Annotated in this window: 13 protein-coding genes; 8 read left to right on the plus strand and 5 right to left on the minus strand. The window is 45.7% G+C overall.

Annotation, left to right across the window (positions count from 1 at the left end; all coding sequences use genetic code 11):
• Positions 1 to 8 precede the first annotated feature (8 nt).
• On the plus strand, positions 9 to 2,153 hold the full coding sequence (locus tag HRI96_RS03845; RefSeq protein ID WP_210118202.1) for a hypothetical protein: 2,145 nt from the start codon (positions 9 to 11) through the stop codon (positions 2,151 to 2,153).
• A gap of 3 nt (positions 2,154 to 2,156) precedes the next feature.
• Here HRI96_RS03845 and HRI96_RS03850 read toward each other — a convergent pair whose 3' ends face one another.
• The gene (locus HRI96_RS03850; RefSeq protein ID WP_210118203.1) at positions 2,157 to 2,720 is read right to left on the minus strand and encodes an MBL fold metallo-hydrolase; all 564 of its coding nucleotides are present in this window, start codon (positions 2,718 to 2,720) and stop codon (positions 2,157 to 2,159) included.
• Between the two features lie 6 nt (positions 2,721 to 2,726).
• On the minus strand, positions 2,727 to 3,377 hold the full coding sequence (locus tag HRI96_RS03855; protein ID WP_210118204.1) for a pentapeptide repeat-containing protein: 651 nt from the start codon (positions 3,375 to 3,377) through the stop codon (positions 2,727 to 2,729).
• On the opposite strand from HRI96_RS03855, the gene HRI96_RS03860 reads away from it, so the two are divergent.
• The 3 genes from HRI96_RS03860 to HRI96_RS03870 all read left to right on the plus strand — a co-directional run bounded on the left by HRI96_RS03860 (position 3,359) and on the right by HRI96_RS03870 (position 5,909).
• A complete protein-coding gene (locus tag HRI96_RS03860; protein ID WP_256729289.1) occupies positions 3,359 to 3,751 on the plus strand; it encodes a hypothetical protein in 393 nt (130 codons plus the stop codon). The two genes, HRI96_RS03855 and HRI96_RS03860, sit on opposite strands and share 19 nt — an antisense overlap.
• Positions 3,742 to 4,578: a glutamate racemase gene (gene murI / locus HRI96_RS03865; protein ID WP_210118205.1), complete on the plus strand. Its 837-nt coding sequence runs from the start codon at positions 3,742 to 3,744 to the stop codon at positions 4,576 to 4,578. Before HRI96_RS03860 ends, murI begins: the two co-directional genes overlap by 10 nt.
• A gap of 101 nt (positions 4,579 to 4,679) precedes the next feature.
• Positions 4,680 to 5,909 carry an LL-diaminopimelate aminotransferase gene (locus HRI96_RS03870; protein ID WP_210118206.1) on the plus strand — a complete coding sequence of 410 codons (1,230 nt, stop codon included), beginning with the start codon at positions 4,680 to 4,682 and terminating at the stop codon, positions 5,907 to 5,909.
• Positions 5,910 to 5,967: 58 nt separating this feature from the next.
• Here the strand turns inward: HRI96_RS03870 and HRI96_RS03875 are convergent, their stop codons facing one another.
• Positions 5,968 to 7,224, minus strand: coding sequence for a hypothetical protein (locus HRI96_RS03875; RefSeq protein WP_210118207.1), 1,257 nt, complete (start codon positions 7,222 to 7,224; stop codon positions 5,968 to 5,970).
• A 179-nt stretch (positions 7,225 to 7,403) separates the two neighbouring features.
• On the opposite strand from HRI96_RS03875, the gene HRI96_RS03880 reads away from it, so the two are divergent.
• The 4 genes from HRI96_RS03880 to HRI96_RS03895 are packed head-to-tail and all read left to right on the plus strand — an operon-like array spanning position 7,404 to position 12,238.
• On the plus strand, positions 7,404 to 9,857 hold the full coding sequence (locus tag HRI96_RS03880; RefSeq protein ID WP_210118208.1) for a chemotaxis protein CheA: 2,454 nt from the start codon (positions 7,404 to 7,406) through the stop codon (positions 9,855 to 9,857).
• Between the two features lie 6 nt (positions 9,858 to 9,863).
• Positions 9,864 to 11,270, plus strand: a complete 1,407-nt coding sequence (locus HRI96_RS03885) for a CheR family methyltransferase (protein WP_210118209.1) — start codon at positions 9,864 to 9,866, stop codon at positions 11,268 to 11,270.
• A gap of 26 nt (positions 11,271 to 11,296) precedes the next feature.
• Positions 11,297 to 11,782 carry a chemotaxis protein CheX gene (locus tag HRI96_RS03890; protein WP_210118210.1) on the plus strand — a complete coding sequence of 162 codons (486 nt, stop codon included), beginning with the start codon at positions 11,297 to 11,299 and terminating at the stop codon, positions 11,780 to 11,782.
• Between the two features lie 18 nt (positions 11,783 to 11,800).
• Positions 11,801 to 12,238 carry a response regulator gene (locus HRI96_RS03895; RefSeq protein ID WP_210118211.1) on the plus strand — a complete coding sequence of 146 codons (438 nt, stop codon included), beginning with the start codon at positions 11,801 to 11,803 and terminating at the stop codon, positions 12,236 to 12,238.
• A 131-nt stretch (positions 12,239 to 12,369) separates the two neighbouring features.
• On the opposite strand, the gene HRI96_RS03900 is transcribed toward HRI96_RS03895, so the two are convergent.
• A complete protein-coding gene (locus HRI96_RS03900; RefSeq protein ID WP_210118212.1) occupies positions 12,370 to 13,098 on the minus strand; it encodes a hypothetical protein in 729 nt (242 codons plus the stop codon).
• Between the two features lie 46 nt (positions 13,099 to 13,144).
• Positions 13,145 to 13,711 carry an elongation factor P gene (gene efp / locus HRI96_RS03905; protein WP_210118213.1) on the minus strand — a complete coding sequence of 189 codons (567 nt, stop codon included), beginning with the start codon at positions 13,709 to 13,711 and terminating at the stop codon, positions 13,145 to 13,147.
• Positions 13,712 to 13,721: the final 10 nt, after the last annotated feature.

Below are 13,721 nucleotides of genomic sequence, written 5' to 3' on the forward strand. Positions count from 1 at the left end.
ATTCGTTTATGAAATCGCTTTTTCTTTTCTTTTCCAAGAAAATTTCAGTAATAAAATTGCTTATAAAACGTTTTTTTGAACGAGGTAAGAACAAAAACCGCTCGGCCGTGATCGCTTTTGCCGCTTTGTTTATATCGATTTTTGCCTTGTTGTTCACTCTCGTGCGCAGTTCAGGGGGAATTTCACATCTACGAATCTTTTTTGAGGATCAACAAATCGCTCCGTCGCCCTTATACGCCGTAAACCGCAACGCAAAAAAGGCTTTTATTCCGAGAAGAGGGCAGGCCGTTTCAGTAGATATATCCGCCGATCGGTCTTCCGGCCGGTTTTTTTCACCAAGCCCGTTTTATGCCCGGTCGTCTTATGCTTATTTTGCCTTTACCGATGAACAAAGGTCTTTCATGGAGCTTCAGTACGAAAGAAACGGAGGCGCCGCTTTTGCGCTTGAAGCCGAAGTCAAAAGACTTTCGCCGAAAAATCTTTCGCTGCTTAAAACTTCAAAACTGCAAAAAACCTTTTCGATGGGATTTTTATATGAAGAAGATTTTTCCTCGTTCGGAAAACTTAAAAAGGAAATAGGCGGCAGACCCCTCGTGAGCGCAGATCTTTCTTCCGTCGCTTCCGAAAAGGACGTGCGTTTTACTTTGGCGCTTTGTTTTTCACGGGAAAAAGACGGTAAGAATTTCCGCATTCCTTCAGGCTTTTTCGTTTACAGCGCATTGCCCGCAGCCTTTGTCAAAGCGAGTCTTATTCGTCCTATAGTTGGGTGGGATCAAAGTAAAATGTTTTTTGCCTTCGCCCCTAACGGCGGAACGGCGGGGAGCGCTCTGCGTTCTTTTGACTTTTCGGGGGCAGAGTCCGTTTTTCCCGTGCAAAATACGGCCGATTCGCTTATGCCGCTTATAAAAGTGGGCTTTGTGCCTGCGGAAGGGGCTTCGGCCGAGGGGACATTCGCAGTGGAGCTTGAAAAAAACGCCGCCATGTCGGGAGGCGCCGGAGTTTCCGACACGGCCTCATCTGCCGAATCCGTCGGAAAAACAGCCGCGCCCGGATCGTCAGCATCCGCCGAACCAGCTGAAATTTTCGCAGCACCCAATGCCAAGATTGTTCCCGTGACTGTATCGTTCGGAGGAGAAAAACTTACCTTTTACTATACGGGCATCCAAGGGCAGGGGTTTACCCAGTGCGTCCCTGCGGCGGCTCTGCAGTCTCCCTTCGATACGGTGTCGCTTGGCGATAATTCTTCTTTGATTTTATCCGTTTTGATGGAAGCCGCGCCCTCGGAGCTGCTTAAAAAAAAGGACGGAAATGTGCTTCTCCCCTATGTTTGCGATCCAGGCCTTGTCATATCGTGGAAGCCGCGCACGTGGCGCGGGCAGGACTACGAGCTTTTCGAATGGCCGCAGTTTCCCGGGGTTTTGTTCTTTGACGTAAAGTCTTATTCGATACAGAGAGATTTTTTTAGACGGCTTGCGTTTTATGCTGAAAAAAGCGGTTACCGTGGCAGGCTGCTTACGGATGCGGAACTCGGCAATCTGCACGGATACAATGCGTACGATTACGGCGCCGCTTCTTTGGCGGAGTTTTTTTCGGATGCATATAAACAAGGCTTCGCTTTAAATCAAAAGGAATACCTTTTGCGCGACATTCTTTTGGAAAACGGAGTTATCGTAAGCAAGGCCGACGGCTCTTACGGCGCAGGCCGCGGGGCGGTTATTTCGATTTCGCAGGAATCTCAGGAATGGCTTAGAAGAACCTTTACCGCACACGAAGGCTGGCACGGAATATTTTTTACCGACGCGGATTTTAGAAATGCCGTCGCCGCCGTTTACTACACTATGGATCAAAACGCCCTTGCGTTTTTACACCGGTTCTGGTCTACTCAGCCGGGACTTCAATACGATTTAAACGACACATATCTTATGCATAACGAGACGATGGCCTATCTCATGCAGCAACCGCTTTCTCAGCTTCAACCGTATTATATGGCCCGCGCGTCATGGGTTTCCGTTCAAAAAAATCAAAAGGCGAGCGCCGATTACATCATAAAAACAAAGGCCGCCGGACTTGAAGACGCCGCAGCAGTGTTGGATTCGTATGCGTTCGACAGATGGCGCTTTAACGCGGGCAGGGTCTGGCTTACAGTCCGCTGAAAATCACAGCACTATATCGCTGTTAAAATGCTTTTCCGTTCCTACCGTAGTTATAGGGCCGTGTCCGGGCAAAAGTATCGTGTCGTCCGGCTGAGAAAAAATCTTGGCTTTTATGTTTTCTATGAGTATTTTTTTTCTGTACAAGCTGCCGGTCGAGCTTATTTTTCCGGCGGAAACAGTGTCGCCTGTAAAGATTACCTGTCCTATCTTATAGATCATGGAATCGGCGGTGTGTCCCGGCAGCGACATATACTGAATTTTAAGTCCTGCAGCGAGAATATGACCGTCCGCCTTTAAGACCGTCGTTCTTTCTTGAGCTACGTCCAGATCCGCCGCGTAAATTTTAGGATCGTAGATTTTCAAAAGAGTTTGAAGACCTTTTACGTGACTTGAATGGTTATGCGTTATAAGCACTGCGCGCAAAGCGTAACCGTCGCCTTCCAGCCGGTCGATCATGTAGCCTGTGATCTTTCCGGGATCGACGATCAAAGCCTCTTTTGTGTGCTCGTTTACGACAAGATAACAGTTTGAAAACCCCGTGATATTAAGATAAAAATAAATTTTCATTTTACCTCACGAAAGTCCCGCCGTAGAAAATAATTCGCTTCCGTTTCTGTCAAATTCTGCTTCACGGGTGTTTGACAGTTTAAAAGAAGCGTTTTCCCGCTTTATTTCCCAAAAAACCGTCTTTTTTATGTTGCAGTTTCTAAAGGAAGTGTCGATCAAGTCCGCCTTTATAAAGCGGGAATTGTACAGGTCGGTGTCGTCAAAAGAAGACTGAAACGCTTTTAGACCGCAGAAATTGTCTTGAACAAGGTCGCTTCCGGTAAGGAGCGTGTGTGAAAACGTACATCCGCCGAACGAGCAGAACTGTATGTTTGATTTAAGCAGATTGCAGTCAGTAAAGATCGAAAAATCAAAGACGCTCATGCGGCTTCGCATCTCTTCGGCTTTTATGTTTGAAAAAGTACAGTGCTGAAAATTGCAGCCGTAGAATTTTTTCCCGCTGAAATCAAGATCGCAAAAAGCAATTCCTGAAGCGTTAAGACCTATGATTTTTTCATGTGCCTTTATATAAGCCAAAATGTCCTGCTTCGCTTTTTCCGGATCGGGAATGTGATCTAGGCAATAGCCGCCCGTTCCTATTATATTTCCGCTGCCATCAAAGGAGGACAGTTCCGCTTTAAGGCAGGAAGAAACATGACATGGAGTTTGCTGGAACATACGATAATCCTACGGTATTGCGCCGCTTTAGTCAAACGTATAAAATATCATCCATGTGTTGGAAATGCGGAAATTCTATTGCCCAAGGAACTTTTATTTCCCGTACTTCCGAATGCCCGGTCTGCGGCGCGGATCTGCATTCGTGCAAAAACTGCCGCTTTTATTCGCCCGGAGCTTATTACGATTGCCGCGAAACCGTCAGCGAGCTTGTGCGCGATAAAGAAAAATCCAATTTTTGCGATAATTTTACGATAAAGCTCGTCTTTTCAGGGATTTCGGAAAAAAACGGAGCGACGGGCAAAAAAGGCTCCGAAGCGGGACAGAGCGCCCGCGACGCTTTTAACAGTCTTTTCGGAAGTCTCATATGTCCTTGAAGTTCGCTTTTTTTGATTCGGGCACCGGCGGTATTCCTTATATGCGGTTTCTCAAGGAAAAATGCCCTGAAGCTTTTTGCGTTTACCTTGCCGACACAAAGCACTTTCCGTACGGAGTTAAGACCGCCGACGACATAGTCCTGTCGTCTTCAAAGTGCGTATCCTTGATCTTGAATAAATGGAACCCCGATGCGATCATCATCGCCTGCAATACTATTTCGGTGACGTCGCTCGATATTTTGCGTTCCCGTTTTCCGCACGTGCCTATAATCGGAACCGTTCCTGCGATAAAACTTGCCGCGGAGGTTTCAAAAAACCGCGTGATAGGACTCCTTGCGACGGAAGGAACCGTTTCCAACCGGTATACGAAAAAGCTCTGTGAAAATTTCGCTTCCGATTGCCGGCTTGTGCCGAGAGCCGATACGGATCTGGTATATTTTGTAGAAAACAAATTTTTTACGTCCGGCAAAGAAGAAAGACTTAAGGCTGTGCGCCCTGCGGTGGATTTTTTTATTTCTTCCGGCTGCGATACAATCGTTTTGGGCTGTACTCATTTTGTTCATCTTAAAAAAGAGATAGAGGAATGCGCCGGCTCCGGCGTTACCGTTGTGGATTCCCGCGAAGGGGTAGTGCGTCAAGCTCTTAAAACGGCAGCGCAAATCCCGCCCAAAGAAGACGCCGATATTTTCGGCGCAGTTTCCGATCTCTTGCAGGAACATACCGCCGATCAGTCGCTTTTCGTTACGGGTTTTCCCGAAAATGACGAATCTGAAAAATACAAAAATTTATGTTTACAGCTGAATATTCCCTGGGGCGGGATCGCCTGAGGGAACTTTTAAAAATTGCAGTTTTTAGAGGTGACTGCGGTTCATGAGCCTGCGTATTTCTCCTATTGGCTAAACGGCGCCGTTTCCTGTAAGATCGTATTATGATAAACAGAAACAAAGGATTTGCCAATTTAACTGCAGGGTATCTTTTCCCCGAAGTTGCCAGACGCCGCCGCGAGTTTGCTTCTCGTCATCCGGACGCTTCCATAATAAGCCTTGGAATAGGGAACACGACGGAACCTCTTACGCCGCACATTGCAAAGGCCATGTCGGACTATGCGCTCGCTCTTTCAACGCCTGAAGGCTATTCCGGTTACGGAGACGAACAGGGTATGGCCGCTCTTCGAGAAAAATTGGCTCAAGTTTTTTACCCGAATATGATTTCTCCGGACGAGGTATTCGTTTCCGACGGCGCAAAATGCGACATAGCGCGCGTTCAAGTTCTGTTCGGTAAAGACGTAAAAATTGCCGTACAGGATCCGGCGTATCCGGTTTATGTGGACGGCTCCGTCGTTATAGGCGCGGCGGGAAAAATGAAACAGGACGGAACGGGCTACGAGGGTATCGTTTACATGCCCTGCGTTCCTGAAAATAATTTTTTCCCCGACCTGTCAGTCGTTCCTCCCGATTCCGTCATCTATTTTTGCTCTCCGAACAATCCTACCGGAGCTGCGTCTTCTAAAAAAGAATTAGAGCATCTGGTGGATTATGCGCTTAAGAGAGGGTGTGTCATAATATACGATGCGGCTTATTCGGCTTTTATACGAGACTCGTCTTTGCCTAAAACGATATATGAAATTCCCGGCGCCGAAAATTGCGCGATAGAGATAAATTCTTTTTCAAAACCGGCGGGCTTTACGGGCGTAAGGCTGGGATGGTCCGTCGTTCCTAAAAAACTCAAATTTGCCGACGGAAGCCTTGTTCACTCCGATTGGAACCGAGTTATGACGACCCTTTTTAACGGCGCTTCCAATATTGCACAAGCCGGAGCTCTTGCCGCCCTTGACGAGACGGGACTTTCCGAAATGAAAAGTCTTATCGATTATTATCTTGAAAATGTAAAGACAATGACGGTCGCGTTATCTGCCGAAAATTTCAAAAAATCCGGCGTAAAGGTTTACAGCACGGGAAATTCTCCGTATTTGTGGGTGTTTTTCCCCGGGTATAAGAGCTGGGATATCTTTGATAAAATTCTTGCCGAATGTAACGTCGTCGTAACGCCGGGATCGGGCTTCGGCCCTGCGGGAGAAGGTTTTGTACGCTTCAGCGCGTTCGGGCACCACAAAGATGTGATAGAAGCGTGCAGACGCTTTTCGCGTCTGCATTTTTAAGTAGCGGGGGAGTTGTTTGAAGAAATGAAGATGCGGCTAGACTGAGGCTGCGAACTCGCTAAAAGAATTTTTTGCAGCTTACGTTCGCCGTAACGGCTCTTTCCTGCCTGTTTTTTATGCCCGTAAGAACGATCTGTATCATCGCTTGAAAAACACAGGACGGCATGGATACGGTTACAAAAGGAGAAAGTTTGACGTTTTTTTCTTCTTTTGCAGCTTTTTTTACGTCGCCCGCGATGTCTTTTATATAGCTTAAATTCTTTTCAGCCCATGAAACGCTGAGGTGCGAGCCCAACTGTACGGCGCTTCTTTTTGACCTTATGCTGTCCGTAAAAAGCGCGACGTCGACACCAAGCGAATCGTCTATAAAGAAAAGGGAATCGACCGTTTCTTTAGGAAAGCGGAAAAGGCTTAAATAAAGCTTAGCATAGCGGAAAACTATCCGCGGTTCGATCAAAAGATAAAGGTCGTCCTCGGAAAAATCTACGTCTGTGCTGCCGCTGCGGGTGAGTTTTACGTCTTTAAATCCCGCTTCCGCAAAAATACCACCGCTGTAGTTATTTCCTATAAACATTTCCATGCCCGCATGCAGATACAATTCGTCTATGACCAGAAAATTCGTATCTCCGCTCGAATTTTCCGATTTAAGCGGAGCTCCTATTCCTCCGGCAGCATCCATACAAAAATTGTCAAACGCGCAGGCAAACCTTAGATCCGCATTGAATTCGTATTTATCGGTGTTTTGATGATTCACATATATAAAGGTTCCGGCCGCGAAGGGAACAATATCGGTTTGAAGTATATAGGATCCCCCGATTCCGTAAAACGGAAGCACGGAAGACCTTTTCAGCCCGAGCCAGCTTTGCGTGAGCATGGAATCGATCGGTTCTATGCCGAAGTGACGTCTTAAAAATATGTCCGAACCTATGGGCTCGTATGTGCCTGCAAATAAACTGAAGAAGTTTGAAAAATTTCCGAATAAAAATTGCTTTGTGACGGAAATTTCGTCGATTTTGAATTTTGCGTCCGTATCGTTGAAAATACCATTTGAGATCATGTCGGCCGTTTCAATTGAAAATTCCGAGCGGACGGTGACGTTTCCGGGAAAATCAAATTGTCCTGAAAAAAAAGACTGCAAATTCATAGTCGGATCAAAATAATCCGAGTTTGCGTCCGACTTAATATCCGTTTTGGCGCCGGCTTGACCGCTGAATGAAGTTATAGCCGCCGTGCGCTCCGCACAGTAAAACAGGCTCAATGCAAAGCACATGCGTACGGCGCTTTTTAAAATACGGTGAAAATTACGAAATTTCATACTTATAAATCCCCGTCTACCTTATCGGCATAAATATCTTATTTGCGTAGACGGATTTAATCAATTCCTTGAAATTTTCCGCTCCGCACGTCTTCGTGCTCAATGATTTTTATATAAATATTCGTTCATTTTGCCGTTTGTCCTTGACATCCTTTTGCTTTCCGATAGAATAGAAAAGTATGAGTGATTATTTGGATGCTAATAATGAAGAACTGTTGAAGGACTTTTTTTCGGAAGCCGAACAGCAGGTTGAAAATCTTGAAAGCAATATTCTTGTCATAGAGAATGATCCTTCGAATCATGAAGCCATCGATGAAATATTCAGAGCCGCGCATACGCTCAAGGGCGGTTCCGCCACCGTAGAGATGAATGAATTGGCTACTTTCACTCATAGCGTTGAAGACGTACTTGACGAGCTGCGTTCCGACCGGTTAAAGGTGGACGAAAATGTCGTCGACGTATTGCTGAATTCCATAGACGTAATTAAAAATATGCTTGAGGCGCGCTCGAACGGAACCGTGTACGACGGCGACGTTGCGCCGCTTTTAGACAAACTTCATGCGTTTATTCCCGCAAAAGATAAAACCAAGGGCAAAGCTGGAGCCCAGTCTTCTTCCAAGCCGGCAGCCGCCGTTCAAGCGTCTCCCGCACCGGCAAGTCCTTCTCCGGCCGCTGCGCCGAGTCAGGGGGATCAGGCGGTTTCTGTTACCGAAGCCGAATATGCCGAGCTTAAGAAAGCCTGTTCGGGAAAGCAGCGCGTATGGGCCGTTACCGTTCAGTTTGATGAAAATAACCCGATGAATTCCGTAGGCGGAATTCAAGTATTTTCGGCACTCAAAGCTTGCGGAACCGTTTTAAAGACGATTCCGGATTTTGACGCGTTATACGAGGACGAATTTTATCCTACCGTAGTTTATTTTTTGGCCACCGAATCTTCCGCAGAAAAACTGGAAGACGTTGCCTTTTTAAGCGACGTTACTTTGAGTACCGACGCAAAAGAATTGACGGAAAGCTCAATTAACGCGAACGCTCCCGGCGCGGCGCAGTCTTTAGGTCAGGCGCAGCAGCCTTCCGGCGCAACTCAGCCTTCGAGCGCGGCAGCTTCTTCGGCGCAGACCGCTCCGCCGCAAGCCGCGCCTTCACAAGCGGAAGCGGCTCCGGCAGCTTCTCAAAAGTCTTCTCCTGATGAAAAAGGCGAAGATAAGCCTAAGGCGGCCGCGGCAGCTCCTTCGCATTCGTCCGCCGCAAGTTCGATTCTCCGCGTGGATTCCAGACGCATAGATTATCTTTTGAATCTGGTAAGCGAAACCGTCATAACTAAGGCTTCGTTCAATCAGCAGTCGAACCAGCTTTCCGAACAGCAGATACAGTTCCAAAGCCTGGAGCTCGCGTATAAAGAGCGTATCCACCGTCTTTTTGAACAGATTTCCAAGTATTTTCAGGAAGTTCAAAACGGCGCATCCGTAAAGGACATTCAGACGGCAATAACTCAGGAATTCGGAGACATCTATTCTTTCTTTGACGCCTTTGAAACTTCTTTTAAAGGTCTTGCGCTTAAATTCCGTTCTTCCACCCAAAATTTGGGACGTATTACAGGGGAATTGCAGGAAGGCGTTATGAAGATCCGCATGGTTCCCATAAGCCAGATATTTAACCGATTCCCGCGCGTAGTGCGCGATTTGCAGCGGGATCTCAATAAAAAGATCGACCTTGTAGTTGAAGGTGAAGAGACTGAATTGGACAAGACGGTTGTAGACGATCTGCTTGATCCTATAATGCACTGTGTCCGCAATTCCGTAGACCACGGAATTGAGTCGCCTGCCGACCGCATCGCCGCCGGCAAACCTGAAACCGGTACCGTTACTTTAAAAGCCGCAAACGAAGGCAATATGATCAATATAGACATAAGCGACGACGGAGCGGGCATTAACATTAAAAAGGTAAAAGAAAAAGCCGTCCAGCGCGGGCTTATTCACCCGGATAAAATACTTACCGAACAGGAAGCCGCACAGCTCATATTCCATCCGGGCTTTTCCACAGCCGACAAGATAACTAACGTTTCCGGCCGCGGAGTAGGGCTCGACGTTGTTAAGACTATGATCGACAAACTTAACGGAACGGTTACTGTTTCTTCGGAACTGGGGAAAGGCACTACGTTCAGCATTCGTCTGCCGCTCACGCTCGCCATCATACAAGGACTTTTGGTGCGCGTAGGAAAAGAAGTGTATTCCATCCCTGTCGCGTCCGTAATAGAAAGCCGCCGCGTGCATTTGGATGAAATCAGCACCATTGACAATTACGAAGTTCTGAATGTGCGTAACGAAGTTATCAGCATACTTCGCCTTAGCCGGCTGTTTAATATTCCCGTAGACGATTCGGGAGAATATCACTATATAGTTATCGTAGGCGCTCAGAATAAAAAGCTTGGAATAATGGTTGACGCCTTGATAGGTGAAGAAGATGTGGTTATTAAACCGCTTCGCGATCAATTTACGGATTCGCCGGGAATCGCCGGCGCCTCCATTTTGGGGGACGGCTCTGTTTCCTTGATTATCGACGTGTCGCAGCTGCTTGATTTGGGCGTGAGTCAGGAAATAGATGCACAAAAAGCTGTTGCTGCCGGAGGAGTGTAGGAAATTATGGATGCTTCTAACGAATTAGCCGTTAAAAATCAGACGGATACCGAATTGCTTGATAAGGACGGCGAGAATTCCGAAAAAGAAAAAATTTCCGCCGTTGATTTTAAAATGATAACGTTTTCGTTAGCCGGAAAAGACTACGCTATCGATATAATGAAAATAAAGGAAATAGCGAAGGTCGGACACTTTACCTACGTTCCGAATGTTTTGCCGTTTGTCGTTGGAGTGTATAATCTGCGCGGAGATATTATTCCGATCATAGATTTCAGACTGTTTTTTAATATCGACGTGCCGGCAAAAAAAATCGACGAGCTGGAAAACCTGCTTATCGTAACGGTAGGAGAACAAACCTTCGGCGCGGTCGTCGATGAAATTCATTCCGTAGTCGGCATTCAAAAAGACACTATCCAGCCGCCTCACCCTTTGTTCGGCGATATAAGCATAAGATATATCTACGGAGTGGTTGAAAGCGGAAGGCAGCTGTATATCCTGCTTGACATAGACAGGATTTTCAGCGGCAAAATCGACGCCGAAATTGCCAAACCCATTAAACCTGTGGTTTTGCAGCAGCCGTCCGCAGCGGCGCCGGCAGGCAAGGGAGCCGCAAATGCGGTTCCCGCTCCTTCGCCGGCTAATGCCGCTTCAGGAGCGGCTCCTTCCGAAGCAAGCGACAAGGACTATAACTTTATTGTTCATGATTTGCAGGAGATCGAAGAATTTTATGTGTCGCACATAAATGAAAACTGGGTAAAGCGCCGCTTTGCAGAATGGGTTAAACTTTGCGCCGGAAAGACTACTCAGCTTCAAAATAAAGAAAAAGCCGACGAATTTCTCGGTCCGTTCTGGTCGAAAGCTTCGTCTTCCTGGTGGCCGCGGGCTCTGGCGGATAACGTCTATAAATTGTTGCCGGATAATGCCGCAAAACAGATTATCGTATGGAACATAGGGTGCGGCAAGGGACATGAGACGTATTCTTTAGCTTGTCTTCTTAAAAAGCGCTATCCGGAAGCTAAAGTCAGAATTTACGCTCACGACAAGGATCTCTTAAACGTTTCAAACGCGCCTCTTTTGTCCATAGAACCGGCTTTTGCAAACGATTGGTACGCTCCGTACGTAACCCATAAAGCCAACGGCGAGTATACGTTTACTCAAGAAATAAAAGATTCTATAATGTTTGAATACCATGATTGTTCGAACACCAACGTACTTCCTATGGTTGATATCATTTTTGCGCGCGATGTTGTTTCTCTGCTTCCGCAAAACGTGCAAGACCCGCTTATTGACGACTTTGCCGAAAAGCTTAAAGGAAACGGAATCGTCGTATTAGGTGAAAATGAATCATTGTCCGAACGGCACGGATGGGAAGAGAAGATGATAGATTCTCTTTTCATTTACAGCAAACAATAATAAAACTGGTTAAGGAGAAAAGATGTATGCGTGTAGAGTATATTAACCCCTTTGTAGAGATTTCATATAATGTCTTAAAAGAGGTTCTCGACGGATCTGACGTAAAACGCGGAAATTTGTATTTAAAATCCACCGCAATGCCTATGATGGGCGTTGCCGCCTTGGTGGGACTTGCAGGCGATGTAGAAGGCCGTGTTCTTTTTGACATGACATCGGATACCGCCCTTAAGATCGCTTCAAAGATGAACAACGAAACTCTTACAAGTTTTGACGATCTTGCGAAGGCTACGATCAGCGAATTGGCAAACATCATCACGGCGCAGGCCGTAACAAAACTTCACGAACTGGGTTTTAAATTCGATCTCACGCCTCCGGTTCTTTTTGTAGGCGAAAAAATGGAAATTGCCGCTTTAAGCGGAAATTCTTCCGAAAATATTGAGGCTCTTATAGTTCCTCTTATAACGGAATACGGTAAAGTTGAAATAAATGTTTCTATTAGGGAACGCACATAATTTGGGGAGAGTAACGATATGAAAACAAAACAAGATTTTCCGTCAATCAACGAACGTCCGCCCGAGGGTGTAAAACCGGACGGGTCCAAATACCGTGTCCTTATCGTAGATGATTCATTATTTGTCGCAAAACAACTCGGACAGATCCTTGCCAGCGAGGGTTATGAAGTGATTGCAACCGCCGAAGATGGAAAAGACGGACTTGATAAATACAAGGAATTGTTCCCGAACGTGGATTTGGTTACGATGGATATAACTATGCCCAAGATGGACGGAATTACGGCTCTTGAGCAGATAATGGCTTTTGATAAAAACGCAAAAGTTATTATGGTCAGCGCTCTCGGAAAAGAGGAATTGGTAAAAAAATCTTTGCTTCTCGGAGCAAAAAATTACATCATAAAGCCGCTTGACCGTAAAAAGGTGCTTGAACGCATCTCCGCTTCATTGAATAAATAGTTTTTGCAAAAAAAATTGCATAGATTAAAAGGCTGCCGCAGCGTTTGTGCTTTTGCGGCGGCTTTTTTTTGTTTTAAAGGCGGTGTGTGGCGATTGCCGCGGCCGGTATGAAGAATTTATCCGTATCCGCCTTAATAGCAGATTAATTTATAGCATTTGTTTGAATATAAAATATCCATTCTGCAGTTTTTGCAGCGATTTAAGCATGCGCGTAGGCGGGAAATATAAGAAGATACGCTCCCCGGGCACGCTGTTCTTCCGTTTAATAGTACGGTGTGTCTCAGTTCGTCAACAGAAACAAAAATCCCCATTCTTTCGTATAGAAATTCAAAAAGATGAAAAACCGAAGGCGGCATTTTCATCTTTTTCCTTAATTCATAAATATTTATACCGTCCGGTTTTTGAGGCGGGCTTTGCATCTTATTGTCGATTTCTTTGTCATGGAAGGGAAGCGGTTTTTGGATTAGAGGAATATACGGCTTTAATTCTTTGGAATCGACCGCCTGCGCGATGATATAAAACGCGTCTTTTAGAGGGCTTATGTCCAAATCTTTGAAATGCGTGCGGCATTGATACATCCAAAAACGCGCGCGGACGGTTTCGTCGGGATACGGGTCATTGTAAAATATCAGAGGCACGATACGATTTTTTTCTTTCATGTAGCGGTATATGTTAAGCACGTCGTGCTGAAACATAGAATAATCCATGACAAACAGCGAAGGCTTTTCGTCGCTTGAATTTAAAAGGTGAAAAAACATTTTTTGATTTTCTAATACGATTGTCTGATATCCGGCAGATTCCAGCTTGTCGGCAATTTTTTCGCAAACTTTGGGTTGGTTTGTAAAAAAATATATCAGCATATATTAATTTTATATTTAAGAGTTAATAAATGCAACTAAATATTATTTATTTGTTTATGCGCTCCAAATATTCGTTTGTTTCCGTGTTTATCATTATCTTTTCGTTTTGCTTGATAAAAAGCGGAACGCGCACGGTAAGGCCGGTTTCCGTAGTTACGGGCTTTGTCGCGCCGCTTACGGTGTCGCCCTTTACGTAATTTTCGCTTTCGGCTACGGTAAAGACCATTTTTTGCGGAATTTTTACGTCGATCGGGTTTTCTTCCCAGATAACTATCTGGTAATCCACGTCGTCGCGGAGATAATACTTCAAGTCCGGATTAAGTTCTACGGGAACTGAAATTTGATCGAATGTTTGGGTGTTTTGAAAGATATGGTTTTCCGGTTCGGAATACATAAACTGGGCGTTGATTGTCTCTACGGTTGCGTCTTCGACCATGTCCGGAGTTTTAAATACCTGCTGACTTAAAACCGAACCGTCTTTTAAATTTTTAAGTTTACAGCGCGCAAATGCGGTTCCTTTTCCCGGGTTTACGAATTCTCTTTCCACTACAAGATACGGAGCGTTTTTAATTAAAAGAACCGTTCCTTTGTTTATTTCACCGCCTCTGATCATAATTTCCTCA

The sequence above is a fragment of the Treponema parvum genome (genome assembly GCF_017893945.1).
In the GTDB taxonomy this organism is placed as follows: Bacteria; Spirochaetota; Spirochaetia; order Treponematales; family Treponemataceae; genus Treponema_D; species Treponema_D parvum_A.

What these genes read in the sequence shown, in the direction of transcription:
- HRI96_RS03845 (WP_210118202.1), top strand. Translation starts at nt 9, where the DNA reads ATGAAATCGCTTTTTCTTTTCTTTTCCAAGAAAATTTCAGTAATAAAA.
- HRI96_RS03850 (WP_210118203.1), bottom strand. Translation starts at nt 2,720, where the DNA reads ATGAAAATTTATTTTTATCTTAATATCACGGGGTTTTCAAACTGTTAT.
- HRI96_RS03860 (WP_256729289.1), top strand. Translation starts at nt 3,359, where the DNA reads ATGGAGTTTGCTGGAACATACGATAATCCTACGGTATTGCGCCGCTTT.
- HRI96_RS03855 (WP_210118204.1), bottom strand. Translation starts at nt 3,377, where the DNA reads ATGTTCCAGCAAACTCCATGTCATGTTTCTTCCTGCCTTAAAGCGGAA.
- murI (WP_210118205.1), top strand. Translation starts at nt 3,742, where the DNA reads ATGTCCTTGAAGTTCGCTTTTTTTGATTCGGGCACCGGCGGTATTCCT.
- HRI96_RS03870 (WP_210118206.1), top strand. Translation starts at nt 4,680, where the DNA reads ATGATAAACAGAAACAAAGGATTTGCCAATTTAACTGCAGGGTATCTT.
- HRI96_RS03875 (WP_210118207.1), bottom strand. Translation starts at nt 7,224, where the DNA reads ATGAAATTTCGTAATTTTCACCGTATTTTAAAAAGCGCCGTACGCATG.
- HRI96_RS03880 (WP_210118208.1), top strand. Translation starts at nt 7,404, where the DNA reads ATGAGTGATTATTTGGATGCTAATAATGAAGAACTGTTGAAGGACTTT.
- HRI96_RS03885 (WP_210118209.1), top strand. Translation starts at nt 9,864, where the DNA reads ATGGATGCTTCTAACGAATTAGCCGTTAAAAATCAGACGGATACCGAA.
- HRI96_RS03890 (WP_210118210.1), top strand. Translation starts at nt 11,297, where the DNA reads ATGCGTGTAGAGTATATTAACCCCTTTGTAGAGATTTCATATAATGTC.
- HRI96_RS03895 (WP_210118211.1), top strand. Translation starts at nt 11,801, where the DNA reads ATGAAAACAAAACAAGATTTTCCGTCAATCAACGAACGTCCGCCCGAG.
- HRI96_RS03900 (WP_210118212.1), bottom strand. Translation starts at nt 13,098, where the DNA reads ATGCTGATATATTTTTTTACAAACCAACCCAAAGTTTGCGAAAAAATT.
- efp (WP_210118213.1), bottom strand. Translation starts at nt 13,711, where the DNA reads ATGATCAGAGGCGGTGAAATAAACAAAGGAACGGTTCTTTTAATTAAA.